The 21,639-nt window shown below is 42.7% G+C and carries 18 protein-coding genes and 1 riboswitch; of the genes, 14 read left to right on the top strand and 4 right to left on the bottom strand.

Annotated elements, in window-relative coordinates; genetic code table 11:
* Window position 1: 1 nt before the first annotated feature.
* The 4 genes from FTT99_RS05700 (at window position 2) to lpxC (ending at window position 4,565) form a co-directional block, all read left to right on the top strand.
* The gene (locus tag FTT99_RS05700) at window positions 2-856 is read left to right on the top strand and encodes a cell division protein FtsQ/DivIB (RefSeq protein WP_180008770.1); all 855 of its coding nucleotides are present in this window, start codon (window positions 2-4) and stop codon (window positions 854-856) included.
* A gap of 68 nt (window positions 857-924) precedes the next feature.
* Window positions 925-2,187 (top strand): cell division protein FtsA, encoded by a 1,263-nt coding sequence (ftsA, locus tag FTT99_RS05705; RefSeq protein ID WP_111884462.1) that lies wholly within the window; start codon window positions 925-927, stop codon window positions 2,185-2,187.
* A gap of 159 nt (window positions 2,188-2,346) precedes the next feature.
* Complete coding sequence (gene ftsZ, locus FTT99_RS05710; protein ID WP_078193216.1) at window positions 2,347-3,537, top strand: cell division protein FtsZ; 1,191 nt, start codon at window positions 2,347-2,349, stop codon at window positions 3,535-3,537.
* A gap of 125 nt (window positions 3,538-3,662) precedes the next feature.
* Window positions 3,663-4,565: a UDP-3-O-acyl-N-acetylglucosamine deacetylase gene (gene lpxC, locus FTT99_RS05715; protein ID WP_180054184.1), complete on the top strand. Its 903-nt coding sequence runs from the start codon at window positions 3,663-3,665 to the stop codon at window positions 4,563-4,565.
* Window positions 4,566-4,662: 97 nt separating this feature from the next.
* Here the strand turns inward: lpxC and FTT99_RS05720 are convergent, their stop codons facing one another.
* Complete coding sequence (locus FTT99_RS05720) at window positions 4,663-5,103, bottom strand: DciA family protein (protein ID WP_180054185.1); 441 nt, start codon at window positions 5,101-5,103, stop codon at window positions 4,663-4,665.
* Window positions 5,104-5,209: 106 nt separating this feature from the next.
* On the opposite strand from FTT99_RS05720, the gene FTT99_RS05725 reads away from it, so the two are divergent.
* The 3 genes from FTT99_RS05725 to FTT99_RS05735 all read left to right on the top strand — a co-directional run bounded on the left by FTT99_RS05725 (window position 5,210) and on the right by FTT99_RS05735 (window position 10,880).
* Window positions 5,210-5,902, top strand: coding sequence for a M23 family metallopeptidase (locus tag FTT99_RS05725; RefSeq protein ID WP_180059327.1), 693 nt, complete (start codon window positions 5,210-5,212; stop codon window positions 5,900-5,902).
* Between the two features lie 281 nt (window positions 5,903-6,183).
* Complete coding sequence (gene aceE / locus FTT99_RS05730) at window positions 6,184-8,886, top strand: pyruvate dehydrogenase (acetyl-transferring), homodimeric type (RefSeq protein ID WP_180022342.1); 2,703 nt, start codon at window positions 6,184-6,186, stop codon at window positions 8,884-8,886.
* Between the two features lie 2 nt (window positions 8,887-8,888).
* Entirely contained in the window at window positions 8,889-10,880 is a 1,992-nt protein-coding gene (locus tag FTT99_RS05735; protein WP_180161305.1) for a 2-oxo acid dehydrogenase subunit E2, read from the top strand.
* 48 nt (window positions 10,881-10,928) lie between these two features.
* Here the strand turns inward: FTT99_RS05735 and FTT99_RS05740 are convergent, their stop codons facing one another.
* Window positions 10,929-11,636: a methyltransferase type 11 gene (locus FTT99_RS05740; RefSeq protein ID WP_180131190.1), complete on the bottom strand. Its 708-nt coding sequence runs from the start codon at window positions 11,634-11,636 to the stop codon at window positions 10,929-10,931.
* Window positions 11,637-11,694: 58 nt separating this feature from the next.
* A riboswitch (yybP-ykoY riboswitch) is annotated at window positions 11,695-11,837 on the top strand.
* Between the two features lie 74 nt (window positions 11,838-11,911).
* On the opposite strand from FTT99_RS05740, the gene FTT99_RS05745 reads away from it, so the two are divergent.
* The 7 genes from FTT99_RS05745 (at window position 11,912) to recJ (ending at window position 19,462) form a co-directional block, all read left to right on the top strand.
* Window positions 11,912-12,490: a TMEM165/GDT1 family protein gene (locus FTT99_RS05745; RefSeq protein ID WP_180131187.1), complete on the top strand. Its 579-nt coding sequence runs from the start codon at window positions 11,912-11,914 to the stop codon at window positions 12,488-12,490.
* Window positions 12,491-12,684: 194 nt separating this feature from the next.
* The gene (locus FTT99_RS05750; RefSeq protein WP_078190564.1) at window positions 12,685-13,482 is read left to right on the top strand and encodes an MBL fold metallo-hydrolase; all 798 of its coding nucleotides are present in this window, start codon (window positions 12,685-12,687) and stop codon (window positions 13,480-13,482) included.
* A gap of 98 nt (window positions 13,483-13,580) precedes the next feature.
* Window positions 13,581-13,946 (top strand): YkgJ family cysteine cluster protein, encoded by a 366-nt coding sequence (locus tag FTT99_RS05755; protein WP_078193208.1) that lies wholly within the window; start codon window positions 13,581-13,583, stop codon window positions 13,944-13,946.
* Between the two features lie 220 nt (window positions 13,947-14,166).
* The gene (gene guaB / locus FTT99_RS05760) at window positions 14,167-15,633 is read left to right on the top strand and encodes an IMP dehydrogenase (RefSeq protein ID WP_078190562.1); all 1,467 of its coding nucleotides are present in this window, start codon (window positions 14,167-14,169) and stop codon (window positions 15,631-15,633) included.
* 118 nt (window positions 15,634-15,751) lie between these two features.
* A complete protein-coding gene (glmM, locus tag FTT99_RS05765; protein WP_180131185.1) occupies window positions 15,752-17,083 on the top strand; it encodes a phosphoglucosamine mutase in 1,332 nt (443 codons plus the stop codon).
* An 18-nt stretch (window positions 17,084-17,101) separates the two neighbouring features.
* Window positions 17,102-17,758 carry a pyridoxamine 5'-phosphate oxidase gene (gene pdxH / locus FTT99_RS05770; RefSeq protein ID WP_180084432.1) on the top strand — a complete coding sequence of 219 codons (657 nt, stop codon included), beginning with the start codon at window positions 17,102-17,104 and terminating at the stop codon, window positions 17,756-17,758.
* Complete coding sequence (gene recJ, locus FTT99_RS05775; RefSeq protein WP_180131182.1) at window positions 17,759-19,462, top strand: single-stranded-DNA-specific exonuclease RecJ; 1,704 nt, start codon at window positions 17,759-17,761, stop codon at window positions 19,460-19,462.
* A 71-nt stretch (window positions 19,463-19,533) separates the two neighbouring features.
* Here the strand turns inward: recJ and FTT99_RS05780 are convergent, their stop codons facing one another.
* Window positions 19,534-20,319, bottom strand: coding sequence for a putative porin (locus FTT99_RS05780; RefSeq protein ID WP_180131179.1), 786 nt, complete (start codon window positions 20,317-20,319; stop codon window positions 19,534-19,536).
* Window positions 20,320-20,645: 326 nt separating this feature from the next.
* Window positions 20,646-21,494: a putative porin gene (locus tag FTT99_RS05785; RefSeq protein WP_180131176.1), complete on the bottom strand. Its 849-nt coding sequence runs from the start codon at window positions 21,492-21,494 to the stop codon at window positions 20,646-20,648.
* Between the last annotated feature and the right edge of the window lie 145 nt (window positions 21,495-21,639).

The following is a 21,639-nucleotide window of genomic DNA, read 5'->3' on the forward strand; positions in this document are numbered from 1 at the left end:
TATGGCTCAACTTCCTGCGTCTATGCGCCGTAAACGTGCAGCAACGACATCGATACATGACAAACCACCGACACGTAAGGAAAAGCTTACCAATGTGGGTGGATGGCTGTTGTTGTTTATTGCATGTGTGGTTTTGATTGCCGGAATTTGGGGGCTATATAAAGTCATGACGGATGCACGTGTGGCTGAACTTGATGTGGTGGGTGTGCGGAGCGCCCAAGAAAAACAACAAGTCATGTCATACGTTTCACCGATGATGACTGAAAACTATTTTACCTCTGATTTACGTGTCATTCGTGACCGTACTTTAGAAATCTCTTGGGTCGATCGCGTGGTGGTATCGCGTGCTTGGCCAAATGCAATTCGTGTACGGGTGATGCCGCGTCAAGCGATTGCACGTTGGGGTACTGGGCGACTGTTAAGCGACAGTGGTGATGTATTTGCCGAATTAACCCCGACCAATCATCAGAATTTGCCGTTATTGCATGGGCCGACGAGTCAGTCCAAAATGATGATGCGTCGCTATAATGAAATTAATCAATTATTTATACCTGTAGGCATTCGTTTAAAAGAATTATATTTAACCGAACGAATGACTTGGTTTATGCAGTTTGATTCAGGCTTACGCGTGATTGTCGATCAGGATCAGACCATGAGTAAGTTGCAGCGTTTAAGTTATCTCGCACACAGTGACTTAAAACCTGTTTGGCCACGAATTTCTGCCATCGATTTGCGCTACCGAAATGGTTTAGCGATTCAATGGAAAAACTCTGTGCCAGCAAAGTCGGTAAATGGTCAGTTTGTTGTAACCAGTGATGACATAGGCATTGCGAATGCAGCGCCTGTAAAGCCATAATGATCGGCTTTATAAGTAGAGGCTTTAAGCCATAAATTAAACAAACATGTGAATGGTAGTAGTAAATAATGAATGAAGCTGTTCCCTCGGTTGTTGCGATTGACATTGGGACACACAAAGTTTCAGTTTTGATTGGTAAGGTACACGCGCCAGACAATATCCAAGTGGTAGGGATGGCGACCGCTCGTAACCGCGGCATGAATAAAGGGAAAATTGTCAGTCTCGATAAAGTTGTTACCGCAATTAAAAATGCAGTGCAGGAAGCGGAAGATATGGCGGAATGTCGTGTACATTCTGCGTGGATTTCCATTCCCAGTGCTGAACTAAAAAGTTTTTATGCCTCTGGTCGTACTCCAATTGAAAATAATGACCATGCGATTACCACCAATGAAGTGGTGCGTGCTTTAGAACTGGCCAAAGCCAGTCATTTAACATCTGACCATTATTTGGTGAGTGCTGTACCTTTAGGTTTTGAACTAGATGATGAACCTGAATGGGTGTTAAACCCGATTCGCATGTCAGCACGGAGTATGACAGGGCATTATCATTTGATGATGTTGCCCATCAGCACCATGCAGAATTTGGATCGTGCATTAAAAGGTGCCAATATTGGTGTTGAACGCATGGTCATTTCATCATTAGCAACTGCTGAAGCTAGTTTGCTTAAAGATGAAAAAGAATATGGTGTGTGCTTGGTTGATATTGGTGCTGGTACGACCAATATTGCGGTGTATTTAGATGGTCGCTTGGCGATGACACACACTTTGCAACGTGGCGGTGAGCATGTAACGCGTGATATTGCTGCTGTATTGCAAACCACAACAGAAGAAGCTGAACGTATTAAGCTGTTGTATGGTTGTGTTGATCTGAAAGTGGTTAAACCTGAAAGTATGATTCAGTTCCAAGGTATTGATGGTCCACAAACCATTAGCCGTATTGAACTGACCGAAATCATTATTGCGCGCTATGAAGAAATCTTTAATCAAGTGCGTAATGAGTTGGTGGATCATGGTGCGATTCATGGTTTATACCATGGTGTTGTACTCACAGGTGATGCCTGCCAAATTGAAGGAATGGTGACATTTGCGCGTCGGATGTTAGGTGTTTCTGCACATTTAGGTAATCCACCTATGCAAGTGTATGCTGATGATCAACAGCAAGCCGCTTTACGTCGTTCACAATACGCGACTGCCGCAGGTCTGTTAATTTTCAGTCAAAGTGAAACACAAGATACGATCGTTGAGCCAGAAGATACGGAAAAACTTTCAGTATTAAATCGGGTAAAACGTGCATGGTCGGGCTTCAATGACACCTTGAAGTCGATCTTTTAAGTTGAAATATTTGGGAATATTGTTGGGAAGTTGTACGGATTATTGCTTGTACTTGACAAGCTGGAACTTGGACAGCATTCTAAAAAACAATTTTTATTAAGATCAAGGCAGTATACGGGCTGAAGTGTCTGCCAATTATGGATTAGGAATTTTTTAGGCATGGCCTCATTTGAATTTTTAGAAGATGATCAAAGCGACAGCAACGGTCAAGCCCGTTTCACAGTATTCGGTGTAGGTGGTGCTGGCGGCAACGCTGTGCAACATATGTTGGAATCAGATATCGAAGGTGTAAAATTTGTTTGTGCCAATACAGACAAACAAGCACTCGATCGCATGAATGCACAATTTAAAATCCAACTCGGCGAGCAAAGTACGCGTGGTTTGGGTGCAGGTGCAAATCCACAAGTGGGTCAAACTGCTGCTGAAGAAAGCCGTGAGTTGATTCGCCAACACCTTGAAGGTACGGACATGGTGTTCGTGACTGCAGGTATGGGCGGTGGCACAGGTACAGGTGCTGCGCCGGTTGTTGCTGAAATTGCCAAAGAAATGGGTATCTTAACTGTAGGTGTGGTGACGACTCCGTTTAACTTTGAAGGTAAACGTCGTCAGCAGTCTGCTGAGAAAGGTATTGAAGCACTTGAGCAACATGTTGATTCTCTGATTATTATTCCGAACCAACGTTTACTTAAAGTATTCCGCGATATTTCAATGAAAGATGCTTACAAAAAAGCAGACGACGTACTGTTAAATGCTGTACGTAGTATCTTTGATCTTGTCGTGCGTCCAGGTCATATCAACCTTGACTTCGCCGATTTGAAGACTGCGATGAGTACACGTGGTTATGCAATGATGGGTGCAGGTTCTGGTCGTGGTGAAAACCGTGCGCGTCAAGCTGCTGAACAAGCGATCCGTAGCCCATTGTTAGATAACGTGACCATCATGAATGCAAAAGGCATTTTGATTAACGTTACAGGTGGCGATGACGTAACCTTCGGTGAAATTGAAGAAATCACTGATGTGGTGAACCAAATTGTGGATCTTGATGAAGGTCAAGTGTTCTACGGTACGGTATTTGATCCAGATGCACGTGATGAAATTAGCGTAACGGTGATCGCAACGGGTTTAACTCGTAATTCTGCCGATTCTGCTGAGCCAGTGAAACGCCCTGTCGCACAAGCAACGCGTACAGTCGCTTCTGCACAAGTACCTGTAGATGAAGATGATGTGCCAGCGATTCAACGTCAGCACAATGAAGCAGCAGCTCCAGCTGCAGCAGCGGCGTCAGCATCCAATTCACGCCCTACGCCAATGAGTATTCAAGACTATTTGAAAAATCAGCAACGTAAATAACATAAATTCAATGACTTAAGTGTCTATTGATTACAAAAGGTAGCTGATCAGCTACCTTTTTGTTTTTTATCAATGGCTAAATATGCTAACGTATAGCGGTTTTGTGAACTGATGATAGAAGACACATGTTGAAACAACGTACCCTGAAACGCATCGTGAAAGCGAGTGGCATCGGACTGCATAGTGGGCAAAAAGTGATGATTAACTTTGTGCCACATCATGCCGATGGGGGGATTGTGTTTCGTCGTATCGACTTAAATCCACCGATTGATATTCCAGCCGATGCTATGCTGATTCAAGAAGCATTCATGTGTTCTAACTTGGTGCAAGAAAATGCCAAGGTGGGCACAATTGAGCACATTATGAGTGCGATTGCTGGTTTAGGGATTGATAACCTGATCGTGGAAGTGTCGGCGTCTGAAGTGCCCATTATGGATGGGAGTGCCGGCCCGTTCATTTATTTGCTTATGCAAGGTGAACTACAAGAACAAAATGCACCTAAAAAATTCATAAAAATACGCAAACCTGTCGAAGCACTGATCGATGATAAACGTGCTGCCTTTCAACCGCATGACGGTTTCCAATTAAATTTTACGATTGATTTTGACCATCCTGCATTTAAGAAAGAATTTCAGTCGGCAACCATCGACTTTTCAACCGAAACATTTGTCTATGAAGTCAGTGAAGCGCGGACTTTTGGCTTTATGAAAGATTTGGATTATCTCAAAGCCAATAATTTGGCTTTGGGGGCGAGTCTCGAAAATGCCATTGGCGTAGATGAAAATGGTGTGGTCAATGAAGAGGGTTTACGCTTCTCGGATGAGTTTGTTCGTCACAAAATATTAGATGCTGTGGGTGATTTATATTTGCTTGGTCATCAAATTATTGCGAAATATGATGCCTATAAGTCAGGTCATGCATTAAATAATCAGTTATTACGCAATGTCAAAAGTGATCCAGATAGCTATGAAATTGTAACATTTGATGACATTAAAGATTGCCCAATTAGTTATGTGAATGTGACATAAGTCATTGTCTTATAATAGTGATGTTATATTGTATCAATTGTAAGTGTTAAGTCTGTCACATTCTGAATATTCAAATTTATCTGTTACAACTCGGTGGTTACTTTTTATTGCTTGCCAAACGCAGCATTGCTTGGCTAAGCTTAGGGTCGCTCACAAAGTCAGCAGCATTACGGAGTAAATCCTGAGTTTCTGTACTGAGGGTTCTTGAAATTTTTTCAGGGGAGTGGGGCGTTGGAGACGGAGTTCTCAGACGAACTTGAATCTTGTGTAAATCCTTGAATTCGTATATTTGTGATAATTGTGCAATATATTGCTTTTGCAAATAGGCCAACTGACTAATCAGTGCCTGATTTTCTCCAGTTAATATAAGTACACCATTTATATAACAAACAACTTGCCATTGATCCGGTTGGGGCAATAGCGGTTGAACAATTTTCGTAAGTTTCTGCCATGCAGCAACTTGCGTTGAGAGAAACGACAAGTTTCCTGTTTTTATGTGTTTTCTTGTTGGTTGAAAGACGTTGACAGGTTCTGACATACATATTTCCTACATGTTTATGTCTTAATCTTATGCGCTCCTTTTGGCTGATATCAAGGACGAAATCACACAAGGAACAAAAGAGAACAGTTTATAGAGGTTTTTTATGCATTTACGACGTATTTTATTGGCGTTTTCATTGGCAGCTTCGGCCGCTTCAGTCGCTTTTGCAGATTTAGTTGAATTAAATCAAGCAGACTCATCAGATCGTATTGAACAGTTAACTCGCACTTTGTCTCAAGGTGCTTACTCTGAAAGCAATGATATTGATGTTCCAGCGGAAACGAAGTTGAATGTTCAAATTCGTGAAAAATCAATTGAACTCAACAATGCGACAATCGCAAAAAAATACGGTTCAAGCAATTCCTCTCAAAACTATTCAGCAAGTTCAAATAATCCATATTCATGGTTAATTGCCCACCCACTTCCAGACATGAAGCGCGTGAGCTCAAATTATGGTGGCCGTACCATGGGTGGCCGTGCAGAAAATCATTCAGGTTTAGATCTTTCTGCGGCAAGTGGTACACCTATTTATGCAACGGGTCCAGGCATTGTAACCAAATCAGGCTGGGGCACAGGTTATGGCCAATATGTTGAAATCAACCATGGTAATGGTTACCTGACACGTTATGCACATGCATCACGCTTAATTGCACGTGTAGGCGACCGTGTTGCTGCGGGTGAGCATATTGCTAACGTTGGTTGTACTGGTCGTTGTACTGGCCCACATTTACATTACGAAGTAGTGAAAGATGGTCAACGTAAAAACCCATCAACGTATTTAGCGATGTTGCCATAAGCACATATAACATCTATATACGAAGCCATTGTCTGAACCTCTACAGACAATGGCTTTTTTATTTATCGCTAATAACTATAAAATTATCATTTTAAAAAATATTGTCTGTATGAAAAATGGCGAAAATTGACCCAAAAATGTAAATTTGTGTAATTGTTAATCAATGAGTATTTAGTAAATAAATAACAGAGCTATTTCGTATTCATTTGTGGCGATAACTGAGCTTAGCCAAAATATGGTACTAATAGAGCCATATATTTAGCACATAGGATAGGTGAAGTATGGCGTTTTATGGCGATACAGATGCGCAAGAAACCCAAGAATGGCAGGACGCATTTGATTCAGTTTTACAGCACATGGGAACTGACCGCGCTGCATTTTTGCTTGAAAAACTCTATCAACAAGCGATTGCTAAGCACGTTCCCATTCAGCGACTAAATACTCCTTACTTAAATACCATTTCAGTTGAAGAACAGCCACCTATGCCAGGTGATTCGGATATGGAGCGCCGTATTCGTGCGTTGATCCGCTGGAATGCCTTAGCGATGGTACTGCGTGCCAATAAAACAGGTGATGACTTAGGTGGTCACTTGGCAAGTTTTGCATCATCTGCAACTTTATATGACGTGGGCTTTAACCACTTCTTCCGTGCCAATAGCGACAGCTTTGGCGGTGACATGATCTATTATCAAGGTCACTGTGCGCCAGGTATCTATGCACGTTCGTTCTTAGAAGGTCGTTTGACTGAAGAACACTTAAATAATTTCCGTCGTGAAGTCGGCGGTAAAGGTTTGCCTTCATACCCACATCCGTACTTGATGCCAGATTATTGGCAGTTCCCAACTGTATCGATGGGTCTAGGTCCAATCATGTCGATCTATCAAGCACACATTCAAAAGTACTTGATGAACCGTGGCCTGATCAAAGAAGAAAACCGTAAAGTTTGGGCTTACCTCGGTGATGGTGAAATGGATGAACCTGAAAGTACAGGTGCCATTTCACTTGCAGGTCGTGAAAAGCTCGACAACCTAATTTGGGTCGTGAACTGTAACTTACAGCGTCTAGATGGCCCAGTTCGTGGTAACGGTAAAATTATTCAAGAACTTGAATCATTGTTCCGTGGTGCAGGCTGGCGGGTAATTAAAGTGGTATGGGGTCGTCATTGGGATCCGCTACTGGCAAAAGATGATTCAGGTGCCTTAAAAGCGGTGATGGAAGAAGCGGTCGATGGTGACTTCCAACGCTATCAAGTGAAAGGCGGTGCGTATACGCGTGCACATTTCTTTGGTAAGTATCCTGAAGCTGAAGAGTTGGTGCGCAACTTAAGCGATGAAGATATTGATAACCTGAACCGTGGTGGTCATGACCCATTCAAAGTGTATGCGGCTTATGCCGAAGCGATGAAGGAAACGGGTCAGCCAACAGTTATCTTGGCAAAAACAGTCAAAGGTTATGGTTTGTCGGAAGAGATTGAAGCAGTCAATAAGACGCATCAAATCAAGAAAATGCAGCTTGAGTCGTTGAAATACGTGCGTAACCGTTTCAACTTGCCATTTACCGATGAACAGCTTGAAGAAGTGCCATTCTACCGTCCAAGTGAAAATTCACCTGAAATTAAATACATGAAAGCACGTCGTGAGGCATTGGGTGGTTATTTACCTGCACGTCGTAAAGAAAGCGAGCAGCTGGCGATTCCTGAATTGTCTGTGTTTGATGCGGTACTCAAAGGCAGTGGCGGTAAAGAGCAATCGACGACCATGTTGATGGTACGTTTGATTTCATCATTATTGAAAGAAAAAGCCATTAAAGATCGTGTCGTACCAATTGTGCCAGATGAAGCGCGTACTTTCGGTTTGGAAGGTATGTTCCGTCAGTTGGGGATCTATGCTGCGCATGGTCAAAAATATACCCCTGAAGACCAAGAACAGTTGATGCATTACCGTGAAGCTAAAGATGGTCACATGTTACAAGAAGGGATTAACGAAGCGGGTGCGATGAGTGCTTGGGCTGCGTTAGGAACCAGTTATTCAACCAATAACTTGCCAATGATTCCGATGTATATGTACTACTCGATGTTTGGTTTCCAACGTATTGGTGATATTGCATGGGCTGCAGGTGATGCGCAGGCGCAAGGCTTCTTGCTCGGTGCAACTGCGGGTCGTACAACACTGAATGGTGAAGGTTTACAGCACCAAGATGGTCATTCACATATCTTGGCAAATACGATTCCAAACTGTATTTCTTATGACCCATGTTTTGGTTATGAGTTGGCAGTAATCGTACATGATGGTTTAAAACGCATGTACGTGAACCAAGAGCGTGTGTTCTACTACTTAACAGTAATGAATGAAAACTACGAACATCCAGCTATTCCTGAAGGTGCTGAAGAAGGCATTAAACGTGGTATGTATCTCTTCGAAGAAGATGAGAAAGCAACGGTTCAGTTGATGGGTTCAGGTGTGATTCTGCGCGAAGTAATCAAAGCAGCGAAAATCCTTCGTGATGAATATCAAATTCATTCAAACGTGTGGAGCGTCACTAGCTTTAACGAATTAGCTCGTGATGGTATGGCGTGTGAAGAATACAACCGCTTACATCCATTGGCTGAAGATACGAAAGAAGCTTGGGTCTCTCAATTGCTTCGTGAAAAAGACGGTATTGTGGTATCGGCAACTGACCACATGCGTGCATATAGCGAACAAATCCGTGCCTATCTTCCAGACAATCGTCCATTCGTTGCATTAGGTACAGATGGTTATGGTCGTTCAGATACACGTGGCAACTTACGTAGCTACTTTGGTGTCGATGCCGCACATATTGTGGTAGCAACATTGAAAAAACTCGCGGATGAAGGCGAAGTTGATGCACGTTTGGTTAAAGATGCCATCTCAAGCTTTGAACTAGATACTGACCGTCCAGTGGCATGGGCTCCGCAGGAAACGCCGGAACTGCATGCTGTGGCTGACTACAAAGAGGAGAACTAATCATGCAAATTACGACTCCTGATATTGGTGTAGATAAAGCAACGGTCGCTGAGATTTTAGTGAAAGTCGGCGACACCATTAGCGTTGATGACAGCATTGTGTTGTTAGAGTCTGACAAAGCCTCTGTTGAAGTGCCCAGCACTTCGGCAGGCGTGGTGAAAAGCATTGCAGTTAATCTGGGTGACAGTGTTGCTGAAGGTGCTGTGCTGATCGAGTTGGAATCAGAAGGTCAAAGTACTGCTACCGCTGAGCCAGTACAAAATGCAACTGAAGACCAAGCAGTAGAACCAACTCCGGTTGTGGAAGCAGAACAAGCTGCAGCAGCACCTGTTGCAGCCAATGCTACTCAGTCGCAAAGTATCGATGTGCAAGTTCCTGATATTGGCGTAGAAAAAGCTACGGTAAGTGAGATTTTGGTCTCTGTTGGTGATGAGATTGATGTCGATCAAAGTATTATCGTGGTGGAATCAGACAAAGCGACAGTCGAAGTCCCAAGTACTGTATCAGGCCGTGTTGAATCGATCACAATCAGTGCTGGCGATGTAGTGAAAGAAGGTGTAGTGATTTTAACGGTGAAAACGGCGGCTTCATCTGCTGCGGTTGAATCGGCTGCTGTGCAAGAAACTGCACAGCCTGTTGCTGCACCTGTTGTTGCAGAAGCAACACCAGTGCCGTCTACGGCTGCAGCGTCTGGACCTGTTGAAATTGCAGTGCCTGATTTAGGTGTTGATAAAGCAGCAGTGGCTGAAATTTTAGTCGCTGTGGGTGATGTGGTTGAAAAAGACCAAAGCATCATCGTGGTGGAATCAGACAAAGCAACGGTAGAAGTGCCAAGCTCTACCGCTGGTAAAATCACCGCGATTCATGTTCAGTTAGGGCAAAGTGTCTCTGAAGGCGTCGCTTTAGTGACGATTGAAGCCGAAGGTCAAGCTGTTGCAGCACCTGCACCAGCGCCAGCAGCGAAACCTGCACCAGCTGTAGCACAGCCTGCGACAGTTGCACCTAAAGCTGAAAGCAAAGTTGAAGCAGCAGGACCGCAACCACAAGGCGCAGATAAGCTCACCAAAGAGCAAAATGCTGCCAATGCCAAAGTGTATGCAGGTCCGGCCGTTCGTAAGCTTGCACGTGAATTAGGTGTGGTTTTGGCAGAAGTCAAAGCATCTGGCCCGCATGAGCGTTTAATGAAAGAAGATTTATTCGCTTATGTAAAAACCCGTTTGACCACTCCGCAAGTTGCACCTGCAGCGCAAGCTGTGGCACAGGTTTCAGGCTTGCCGAAATTGCCAAGCTTCGATGCTTTTGGTGGTGTCGAAGAGAAAGTTTTGACACGTTTACAACAAGTGTCGATTCCGCAATTGTCTTTAAACAACTTTATCCCGCAAGTGACGCAGTTCGATGCAGCGGATATTACTGATCTTGAAGCTTGGCGTAATGATTTAAAAGCTAACTTTAAGAAAGAAGGTATTGGCTTAACCATTATGGCTTTCATCATCAAAGCAGTGGCTTATTTGTTGAAAGAAGAGCGTGAATTTGCAGGTCATTTGTCTGATGATGGCAAGTCAGTATTGCTACGTAATGAAATCCATATGGGGATTGCAGTGGCAACGCCTGATGGTTTGACCGTGCCTGTACTGCGTAATCCAGATCAAAAATCGATTAAGCAGATTGCAATTGAGCTGGGTGAGCTGAGTCAAAAAGCACGTGACAAAAAACTGTCGCCGAAAGACCTACAAGGTGCGAACTTTACCATTACCAGTCTGGGTTCAATTGGTGGCACGGCATTTACACCGTTGGTCAACTGGCCACAGGTGGCGATTTTGGGTATTTCACCTGCAACCATGCAGCCAGTATGGAATGGTGAAAGCTTTGATCCACGTTTGATGCTGCCGCTGTCATTGTCATACGATCACCGTGTAATTAATGGAGCAGATGCTGCACGTTTTGCCAATAAACTGACGAAGCTGCTCAAAGATATCCGAACTTTATTGATCTGATCTGACCTGTTTAAGTTTCAAAATGAACCCTGCTTTGGCAGGGTTTTTTTATGGCGTGGTGGTGGACTGACAAAGCCAATCAGGAAGTTCAATGGGTGAGGGGTAGAGCTTTAATGCTGAGTTTGCATTGAGGTTATAGGTGAGTGGAAGCGTACGATGTGGGTGCGCCGTCGACCAAAGCTTATGTCGTAAATGTTCAAAGCGTTGGAAGTCTTTTAAAAATAAACCCCAAAACTTTTCATAATGCCCCAGTTCTTGCACATGTTGATGTTGATACGCATGTGTTTGGCCCTGTTTGTGCTGGAAGTCATAGCCCATCAGCCAAATACGCTGCGGTTGAAAGAGATGTGCGAGTGAATAGGCTTGAAGGCCGCAATTATTACCATAAACAAAGTACGGTGAATGAAATAACTCTGCCTGAGTGTCGATTCGCACGGTCTTGAGGCCAAGAACTTCATGTTCAGGATAAGGACGGTTGTGACCTAAACCACATCCGCTAATGATGTCACCTTGAAAGGATGCATTAAGCATGGGGTGATACTGCAACCACCATGCATAGTCTGAATGATGGGCAATTTGAGCCTGAGGAAGTTGAAGAAAACTTTGATTACAGCAAATGATCAGCAGCTTTTTTGAGGGCTGAATGGTGGTTAAGTCGAAATTGAGCTGAGACGGGCCGCCTGCAATGATTAATACATCTTGCACATGCATATAGTGTTGAATAAATTCTTGAAATTTTTGATTATTGTTTTGCATATCAAATTGAGTCATCGAAAATTAAAATTGCGAAAATATGCATTCCTCGCTAGAATAGCATTACTTCATTGGGGAGTAGCCGCTTTTTACGCAAAGTAAAAAGGTGATGGTCAACATATTTGCTCTAAAACGAGCATGGTCATCATAGCAAAGAACCAAATGAGCTCTTCGTAGCTTTCTTTTGTTGGCAAGACCTTTGATTTATCACTCTGCACATTGGCTAGCAGGAGGGATAAGTCATCGGTATATGTTATTGCTAGCCAGAGAAATGCACCATGTTAACCGCTTTCTTCATTTCCCTTGCTGTTGTTGCCCTGTCAGAAATGGGCGATAAAACACAATTACTTGCCTTACTGCTTGCTGCACGTTTTCGTAAACCCGTTCCGATCTTAATTGCAATTTTCCTCGCGACTGTGGTGAACCACGGGGTTTCTGCTGTGTTGGGTCAATGGATTACCACTGTTTTAAGTCCAACCGTTTTATTGTGGATCGTTTCTCTGGGCTTTATTGCTATGGCGGTGTGGATGTTGATCCCCGATCAATTGGATGATGAATCTGAAAATATCAATAAGTGGCAAAAATATGGGGTTTTCGGCGCCACTTTCGTTTTGTTCTTCTTGGCTGAAATTGGAGATAAAACCCAAATTGCCACTGTTGCACTGGCTGCACGCTTTGACAGTATTGGCTGGGTGACTTTGGGGACGACATTAGGCATCATGTTGGTTAATGCGCCTGCGGTATTTATTGGCAACAAACTAGCTGAAAAACTACCGATTTCACTGATTCATAAAATTGGCGCCCTAGTATTCTTGGTGATTGGTTTGGCTGCGTTGGCACAACACTATTTATTTTAAATACTAATCTCACCATATTAAAAATACATGAAATCCTGAGTTAAAAACTCAGGATTATTTGCCAATAAATGAGACCCAATTCACTGATATTTCAGATAATATTGACTGAATATTTATTGTAAGTTTCCCTAAATAAATATATGTTATTCACCTATAGAATATATATTTTTTGATAAAAAATTTGGGGAATGGGAATGGCTTTCGAACGCACAACATCACAGGTACTTTATGATGATGGAAAGCATAAATGTATTAGCTTTACCAGTTTGGTAAAAGGCGAGGGCGTACAGGCGAACCAGTTCCTGATTTTGGATAATGAGCGCGCAGCGGTGCTCGATCCGGGTGGTGACTTGACCTATGTCCCACTGACTATGGAACTGAATAAATATACCCGTTTGACTAATCTTGACTATGTGATGGCCTCGCATCAGGACCCAGACATTATTACCTCGATGCCACGTTGGTTGGTTTATACCGACGCCAAAGTGGTGGCATCTAAACTGTGGGCGCGTTTCTTACCACATTTAAACTCTGCATTCATGAGTGACCGCATGAAAGGCAACTGGTTGGATCGTCTGATCGAACTGCCAGATCATGGTCAGGTGATTCCATTAGGCAACAGTCATTTGGTGGCTGTTCCTGCACACTTCCTACATTCAGTTGGTAACTTCCAATTTTATGACCCGATTGCCAAAATTTTATTCTCAGGGGATATGGGCGCATCTATGGTGGATGATGCCTCTAAACCTTTAGAAAATTTTGCCGCTCATATTCCTAAAATGAAAGGCTTCCATCAGCGCTACATGTGTTCAAACAAAGTGATCCGTCTTTGGGTCAACATGGTACGGACGATGGATGTGGAAATGATCGTACCGCAGCACGGCACGCCATTTATTGGTAAAGAACAGATCAATCAATTCTTAGATTGGATCGAAACCTTGCAGTGTGGTGTCGATTTAATGGATGAAACAGTCTTTACTTGCCCAGTATAATCACTTGAAAATTTCAAAAAATAATTGAGTTTGCAGATAACATTTTTTAATATTTTTCGTCCATAAAATAAGCTTTTAGATGACGAGAATAGATAAAAATGTTGTCTCAAATACCGACTCAGGATGCATGTTTAACCTGTGGAGCATGTTGTGCTCACTATCGCGTTTCTTTTTATTGGGCAGAAGGGCTAAATATGCCTGAACATTATACGGAACCTGTGACATCGGTGTATTCATGTATGGTGGGTACGAATCAGGCAAATCCACGTTGTATTGCTTTGGGTGGAGAAGTAGGCAAACAGGTGAGTTGTAACATGTATGAGGCACGTAGTTCATCTTGTAAAGAAGTTCAAATCGCCGATGAGCAATGTAATAAAGCACGCATCGCGCATCAAATGATTCCATTGATCAGTATTCCACTGCATGACGCTGAAAATGACGAAGATTTCGATCAAGTCAGTTAAGGCTTTATTTCCAGAATAAATTTATTGAAATCTAAGAGGTAGAATCTTCGGATTCTGCCTGTATTGCACTGGATGCTGACCAACCCCCAGAGTATTCTTGCTGAAAACAGCATATTCGCTGGTTAATATTGAAAACTCCGTAAAGAATTGCCGCAATTAAAATGAAAATTGAACGGAAATTTGTATATAATGGCTCACGGAAATTACCAGCGAGACTGTTATGTTGACCATCGTTCAAGAAGCCCTAACCTTTGATGATGTCTTATTACTCCCTGCCTATTCTACTGTTCTCCCAAAAGATGTCTCTCTTAAGACACGTTTCACACGTGGCATCAATTTGAATATTCCACTTGTTTCTGCTGCAATGGATACTGTGACTGAATCACGTATGGCGATTGCAATGGCGCAAAACGGTGGTATCGGTATCCTGCATAAAAACATGGATATTGCTGCACAAGCTGCAGAAGTTCGCCGCGTGAAAAAATTTGAAGCAGGTATGGTGAAAGACCCAATTACCGTTACACCAGAAACGACTGTACGTGAGCTGATTGCTTTAACTCAAGCAAATAACATCAGCGGTGTACCAGTGGTGAAAGACGGTCAAGTGGTGGGTATTGTTACTGGTCGTGACACTCGTTTTGAAACCAATCTTGAGCAACCTGTTAGTAACATCATGACAGGTCATGATCGTTTGGTGACTGTTCGTGAAAACGAATCAAAAGAAAACATCCAAGCATTACTTCAAAAGCACCGTATTGAAAAAGTCCTTGTTGTAAATGACAACAACGAACTGAAAGGTTTAATCACGGTTACTGATTTCCGTAAAGCTGAAAACTATCCAAACAGCTGCAAAGATGACTTAGGTCGTTTACGCGTTGGTGCTGCAGTTGGTACAGGTGCAGAAACACCAAGCCGTGTAGAAGCATTGGTGGAAGCGGGTGTTGATGCGATTGTTGTTGATACAGCACATGGTCACTCTGCAGGTGTAATTGAACGTGTACGTTGGGTTAAAGCCAACTATCCACAAGTTCAAGTGATTGGCGGTAACATCGCGACTGGTGATGCAGCTCTTGCATTATTAGATGCTGGCGCAGATGCAGTGAAAGTGGGTATTGGCCCGGGTTCAATCTGTACTACACGTATTGTGGCTGGTATTGGTATGCCGCAAATCTCTGCGATTGACAGCGTTGCCAATGCACTAAAAGATCAAATTCCATTGATCGCAGACGGTGGTATCCGTTTCTCTGGTGATATGGCAAAAGCGATTGGTGCAGGCGCGAGTACCATCATGGTAGGTTCATTGATGGCGGGTACAGAAGAAGCACCGGGCGAAGTTGAATTCTTCCAAGGTCGTTACTACAAAGCCTATCGTGGTATGGGTTCATTGGGTGCGATGGCAGGTGCAACAGGTTCTGCTGACCGTTATTTCCAAGACTCAAAAGCAGGCGCTGAAAAACTTGTACCAGAAGGTATTGAGGGTCGCGTACCTTACAAAGGCCCAATGGGTAACATCGTTCATCAAATGATGGGTGGTTTACGTTCATCTATGGGTTATACCGGTTCTGCGGTGATCGATGACTTACGTAAAAATGCACAGTTTGTCAAAATTACTGCGGCAGGTATGTCTGAATCTCACGTACATGACGTGACTATTACTAAAGAAGCACCAAACTACCGTGTTGGTTGATATTTAGTAGCTTTTAGCCGAAAAGGCCGTCATTAATATGACGGCCTTTTTGTTTTTGGTGTAAAGTATTTGCAGTAAAAAGTGATGATTAAGATCACCATTAAGAAGTGAGTACAACATGAGTTATTTTGGTACAGATGGCATTCGTGGCAAATTCGGTGAATTGCCTATTACCCCTGAATTTGCATTAAAACTAGGATTTGCCGCAGGTAAAGTATTAAAACAATACAGTAAAAAAGCAAAGCCCATCGTTGTACTAGGTAAAGATACCCGATTATCGGGCTATATTTTAGAGTCAGCATTACAAGCCGGTTTAAACGCAGCAGGTGTTTATGTTCATTTGTTGGGTCCATTACCTACACCCGCAATTGCCCATTTAACCCGTGCATTACATGCCAGCTTAGGCATCGTGATCTCGGCGTCGCATAATCCGTATTTTGACAATGGTATTAAGTTCTTCTCGAGCGAAGGTAAAAAATTGCCGGATGAAATTCAAGAAGCCATTAACAAAGAACTTGAAAATGACTTGGTGATCGAAGACCCTGCAAACTTAGGTAAAAGTGTGCGTGTAAAAGATGCCAATGGTCGTTATATCGAGTTTTGTAAATCAACCTTCCCGTACCATTTTGACCTGACAGGCTTAAAAATTGTGGTGGACTGTGCCAATGGTGCAGCCTATAGCGTCGGCCCTTCGGTGTATCGTGAACTCGGTGCAAAAGTGATTGCGCTGTTTAACGAACCGGATGGTTTAAACATCAATAAAGACTGTGGTTCGACACATCCTGAGTTTTTACAAAAAGCAGTGGTTGAACATCAGGCAGATTTAGGGATCGCTTTTGATGGTGATGCCGACCGTGTGATTATGGTGGATAAAAACGGTCAGCAAATTACTGGTGACCATATTCTGTATATTTTAGCCACTCAAGCGAGTCAAAAGCCTGCCGGTATCGTGGGTACTGTGATGAGTAATATGGCGCTTGAAATTGCTTTAGATCAAGCCAATGTGCCGTTGCTTCGTGCCAAAGTTGGTGACCGCTATGTATTACAAGGCCTAGAAGAAAAGGGTTGGGTAACGGGCGGTGAGCCATCAGGTCATATTCTGACTTTGGACAAGAGCACCACAGGTGATGCGATCATTGCTTCACTTCAGGTGTTAACGGTGATGGTTGAGCAAGGTAAAGCTTTGCATGAATTGGTGGAAGGGTTTGAGTTATTACCAAATGTCTTGGTGAATGTTCGCTTGGCTGCGATGTTTGATCCCTACACTGTACCTGCACTGGTGAGCGAGTTTGAAAAAGCTGAAGCTCAGCTTAAAGGGCGTGGTCGCATCTTGATTCGTAAATCAGGCACAGAGCCGGTCATTCGTGTCATGGTTGAAGGTAATGACCTTGAAGAAGTCACAGCGTTAGCAAATCATTTGGCCGATGCTGTTCGTGCCAATGCAGCTTAAATCAAGAGGGGAAATTGCATGAATGATGTGATTAAGGACTTAAGTGAACTGCGTTTAACTTATCAAAAAGGTGAGTTGCATGAAGATCAGGTGAACCGTGATCCACATGAGCAGTTTTTATTATGGTTTAACCATGCCTTAGCAGCACAACTGCATGAACCCTATGCTATGTCTTTGGCTACGGCAAATGCCCAAGGTCGTCCGCACGTGCGGACGGTCTTGTTGCGCGGTGCGACCCATGCAGGTTATGACTTCTACACCAACTATGACAGTCAAAAGGGCAATGATCTGCTCGATAATCCTTATGCAGAATTATTGTTTTATTGGCAAGAGCAGGAACGTCAAATTCGGGTCAGTGGTCGTGTGGAAAAGATATCTCTAGAAGAATCTACGGATTATTACCATAAACGACCGCGTGATAGCCAAATCGCAGCGCACATTAGTACTCCACAAAGTGGTGTTATCGCTAGTCGTGAAGAATTACAACAGCGTTTCCAAAATTTGCATGATCAAGTGGAAAGCAAAGACGTATTGGCGAAACCTGAGTTTTGGGGTGGCTATCGTTTAGTTCCGGATTATTATGAATTTTGGCAAGGCCGTCCGAATCGTTTACATGACCGCTTGAGTTATAAATTACAGGATGGTCAATGGGTTTTACAGCGACTGATGCCATAAATGTCTAAACTTTTAATTCAACAAAGACCCTATTTGACGCGCCCTGAAGATATTCAGGGCGTTGCCCCGTTTATTGCTGACTTATTGGCACGTCGCGGGGTTTCTTCCGCACAAGAGCTGGAATTGAAGCTTAAGCACTTACATGCGCCAAACTTAAAGGGTTTAGAGCAAGCGATTGAAATAATCGATCAAGCAATTGATACTCAAAAGAAAATCGTCATTGTTGGTGATTATGATGCCGACGGTGCGACCAGTACTGCATTGATGGTCTTGGCACTACGTGATATGGGCGCGGATGTTGAATATCTGGTTCCAGATCGTTTCAAATATGGTTATGGTCTGACACCTGCCATTGCTGATTTGGCCTTCGTGAGCTTTACTCCAGATGTGTTGATTACAGTCGATAATGGTATTTCGAGCCATGCTGGTGTAGCACAGGCACAGGCGCATGGTATGCAGGTGATCATTACCGACCATCACCTGACCACAAAGGAAACACCACAAGCAGAAGCGGTGGTAAATCCCAATCAATTGGGATGTGAATTTCCAAGTAAAGCCTTGGCTGGCGTAGGTGTTGCATTTTATGTGTTGGCAAATTTGGCCAGTATGCGCAAAAAAAATGCTAAATCCACAGCCAACCTCAGCCAATATTTGGATTTGGTGGCCTTAGGTACTTATGCTGATGTTGCAAGTCTAGATCTGAATAATCGGATTTTGATCGATGCTGGTTTGAAGCGGATACAGCAAGGATTATGTCGTCCAGGAATCAGTGCATTATTGGATATTGCCGGTCGTGATCCTGCACAGTTAAAAGCACAGGACTTGGGCTTTGTGGTCGGCCCACGACTCAATGCAGCTGGGCGTATGGAGACTATGGATATTGGGATTGAGTGTCTGATTGCGGCAGATTTAAGTACGGCTTATCCGATTGCGCAGCAGTTGAATCAACTCAATATTGAAAGACGCCAAGTCGAAGGGCAGATTAAACAGGAAGCTCTGGCTGAGTTAGAACATATTCAGCTTGATCAGGATAACTTACCTGCAGCCTTGATCATGTTTGAACAGCATTGGCATCAAGGGGTGATTGGGATTGTTGCAGGGCGTTTAAAAGAACAATTCCATAGACCTGCAATCGTCTTTGCCGCAGATGAGGATGGCGTACATATTAAAGGCTCTGCGCGTTCGATCGAAGGTATTCATATTCGAGACAGTATTGAGCGTATTGCTGAATTACATCCGCATTTGGTGAGTCATTTTGGCGGGCATGCTGCTGCGGCAGGACTAACCATTCAAAAGCAGCATTTTTCTGAATTTAAAACCGCTTTTGAAGCACTCATCGCTGCGCAAGATGAAAATTTATTTCAGGCCACTATTTGGACAGATGGCGAATTGCCCGATTCGGCCATTAATGTCGAAACCGTCGATCTTTTGCAAAATTTAAGTCCATGGGGACAAAAATTCCCTGCACCGGTCTATGAAGGCCTATTTAAAGTTTTAGATTATCGTTGGTTGAAAGATGTGCATCTGAAATTAAAACTTGCTTTAGATAATGGCTTAATGGCGGACGCAATTGCATTTAATGCGGCAGAAAAATATGAATTTAATCCTATACAAGATAAAATCCGCTTGGTCTACGAACTCGATAAAAATGAATTTAGAGGAAATGTCAGTGTTCAATTGAGAGTTCTACACTTGGCTCAATAAATTCTATTTTTACAGGCAAATAAAAAAACCGCTCAGAAGAGCGGTTTTTTTATGGTTTTGACTTCAATGGATTAGAAGCGGTATTTCGCTGCTACACCAAATGAATTGTAGTCATTGTTGCCAACTTCACCGAAACCAACACGACCTTCAAGGCTCACTTGTTGGTTGAAGAATTTACGTGCATTGATCCCTACTTCGTTACGATCAGTGACATCGTTGTTGTAGTAGTCAGCACCAACACTGAATGTTTTGTCGATGAAGTAATCCGCTGCTAGATTGAATTCATCTAGATCACCGAATGCTGCACCCGCTTCAAGGTTGATGTCTTTACCATTGCTTAGTGTAGTGACATATTTTGCACGAAGTGTTGGATCTACACCGTCGTCATCGTCATTGTCCCAACCTTTTAGACCGGCAGCAACTAAGAAACCAGGTGCAGGAAGGTAACCCACTTCAGCTGCATAATAAGTTGTATCGTTGTCTACTGTGCCGAATGCAGTGTCAACTTCGACATTATTACGGCTTACATCACCAGATACATAGAAATCTGAGTTTGGTACGAAGTATTCGATACCTACGCCATAAGTATTGTCGTCAACATCGCCACGGTCAGCGAAAGTTGCATGTGCATTTACGTTACTTGCACGGTTTAAGAATGCAGCTTCTGCAAGAGGAGCGTTACGAGTTTGAACAGGGTTGAAGTAATAAGTACCGTTTACACCAAATTCACTGCCAGAGCTTCCATTATCTGGGTCGATGTAACCAGCTGAAGCGCCCACTTCTGCTTGATAAGCATGAGCTGTACCTGTAATAGCAAGTGCAGAAAGAAGTGCTGAAGCAATTGCGAGTTTTTTCATGGAAACTACCCCTCTAAATTGTTTGGCTAAATTTAATACATTTTTTGTTACAAGTTTTAGTCTAGAGAATTTTTAAAGATGGTCAATCGCTGCAAAGTTGCAGAACTGTGTATTCGGTAATTTTATGTAATTTTAATAATTTAAGATATTGAAAAATATATAATTATTATTAATGTTTTGTTTTATTAAAACTGTGTAGATATTATGAATTTGTAGACTATTTGGTCAACAACTGGACTTTTTTTAAAGTAAATATTACATCCAAAAGAAAAAAGCACCTCAAATTTGAGGTGCTTTTTTAATGCAAACTTCTAATTCAAACGAAATTAGAAACGGAAAGTTGCATTGATGTTGAACGCTTGAACGTCATCACCAAAACCAACTTGACCACCGATTGCTAGGTTCGGGTTAAGGAAATATTTTGAACGAATAGCGAAGTAATCAGTGTCTACATCACCATCATCTTCGATATTGTAAGATGCACCTACGCTAAATGCTTGATCGAAGTAGTAGTCTGCGCCAATCGTAACAGAGTCTAAATCACCAAAAGCGCCATCTGCTTCTAGGTTGATGTATTGACCATTGTTCAACGGCGCAACATATTTTGCTTTAACAGCAAAACGGTTGTCTTCGTCTTCATCATTGTCGCCTTGATAGCCATCAATACCAACAGCAAGTAAAAGGTTAGAGACAGGTAAATAACCTACTAATGCGCGGTATGTTGTTGAATCATAGTCCTCGCTTGCTGAAATACCAGCAACTTTTACTTCAGCTTTTTCTTCTTTGTAGCCTAATTCACCATTAAAGTAGAATTGTTCAAAGAAGTATTCAGCACCTAATGAAATATGGTGGCTGTCATATTCTGCTTTGCCTGCAAGCGGACCTGAAACAGGAAAATAATCTGATACATCAACTGTTTTTGTATCTAAATATTGATAGCTATATTTAGCATAAATATTGCTGTTATGACCTAAAAATGCAGCTTCGTTTAATGGGCCATTTTTAGGGTTTACTGAGTCTAAATATAACGTGCCTTGTAAGTTGAACAATCCGTTTGAATCTACGATGTCATTGTCCCAATCTGTATAAGTAAAACCGCCATCAACTTGACCATCATAAGCAAAAGTTGATGAAGTGATAACAGCTAACCCTAGTGCAAGTAATGTCTTTTTCATAAAACCCTCGAAACATTATTGTTGTAAATAAAATGTAATAAATAGTAACGCGAGCGTATTGTTCATATTATGTGCATTGAAGTCAATGATTTGGATGATCAATCTGGTTAAAACTGTGCAAATGCTCTGTGATATAATAGGCGGC

It is taken from the genome of Acinetobacter sp. YH12040, from assembly GCF_013420005.1.
Lineage (GTDB): Bacteria > Pseudomonadota > Gammaproteobacteria > Pseudomonadales > Moraxellaceae > Acinetobacter > Acinetobacter amyesii.

What these genes read in the sequence shown, in the direction of transcription:
- lpxC (WP_180054184.1), top strand. Translation starts at nt 3,663, where the DNA reads ATGTTGAAACAACGTACCCTGAAACGCATCGTGAAAGCGAGTGGCATC.
- FTT99_RS05785 (WP_180131176.1), bottom strand. Translation starts at nt 21,494, where the DNA reads ATGAAAAAGACATTACTTGCACTAGGGTTAGCTGTTATCACTTCATCA.
- guaB (WP_078190562.1), top strand. Translation starts at nt 14,167, where the DNA reads ATGTTGACCATCGTTCAAGAAGCCCTAACCTTTGATGATGTCTTATTA.
- FTT99_RS05750 (WP_078190564.1), top strand. Translation starts at nt 12,685, where the DNA reads ATGGCTTTCGAACGCACAACATCACAGGTACTTTATGATGATGGAAAG.
- FTT99_RS05780 (WP_180131179.1), bottom strand. Translation starts at nt 20,319, where the DNA reads ATGAAAAAACTCGCAATTGCTTCAGCACTTCTTTCTGCACTTGCTATT.
- aceE (WP_180022342.1), top strand. Translation starts at nt 6,184, where the DNA reads ATGGCGTTTTATGGCGATACAGATGCGCAAGAAACCCAAGAATGGCAG.
- FTT99_RS05725 (WP_180059327.1), top strand. Translation starts at nt 5,210, where the DNA reads ATGCATTTACGACGTATTTTATTGGCGTTTTCATTGGCAGCTTCGGCC.
- ftsZ (WP_078193216.1), top strand. Translation starts at nt 2,347, where the DNA reads ATGGCCTCATTTGAATTTTTAGAAGATGATCAAAGCGACAGCAACGGT.
- FTT99_RS05745 (WP_180131187.1), top strand. Translation starts at nt 11,912, where the DNA reads ATGTTAACCGCTTTCTTCATTTCCCTTGCTGTTGTTGCCCTGTCAGAA.
- FTT99_RS05740 (WP_180131190.1), bottom strand. Translation starts at nt 11,636, where the DNA reads ATGCAAAACAATAATCAAAAATTTCAAGAATTTATTCAACACTATATG.
- FTT99_RS05735 (WP_180161305.1), top strand. Translation starts at nt 8,889, where the DNA reads ATGCAAATTACGACTCCTGATATTGGTGTAGATAAAGCAACGGTCGCT.
- pdxH (WP_180084432.1), top strand. Translation starts at nt 17,102, where the DNA reads ATGAATGATGTGATTAAGGACTTAAGTGAACTGCGTTTAACTTATCAA.
- recJ (WP_180131182.1), top strand. Translation starts at nt 17,759, where the DNA reads ATGTCTAAACTTTTAATTCAACAAAGACCCTATTTGACGCGCCCTGAA.
- glmM (WP_180131185.1), top strand. Translation starts at nt 15,752, where the DNA reads ATGAGTTATTTTGGTACAGATGGCATTCGTGGCAAATTCGGTGAATTG.
- ftsA (WP_111884462.1), top strand. Translation starts at nt 925, where the DNA reads ATGAATGAAGCTGTTCCCTCGGTTGTTGCGATTGACATTGGGACACAC.
- FTT99_RS05755 (WP_078193208.1), top strand. Translation starts at nt 13,581, where the DNA reads ATGTTGTCTCAAATACCGACTCAGGATGCATGTTTAACCTGTGGAGCA.
- FTT99_RS05700 (WP_180008770.1), top strand. Translation starts at nt 2, where the DNA reads ATGGCTCAACTTCCTGCGTCTATGCGCCGTAAACGTGCAGCAACGACA.
- FTT99_RS05720 (WP_180054185.1), bottom strand. Translation starts at nt 5,103, where the DNA reads ATGTCAGAACCTGTCAACGTCTTTCAACCAACAAGAAAACACATAAAA.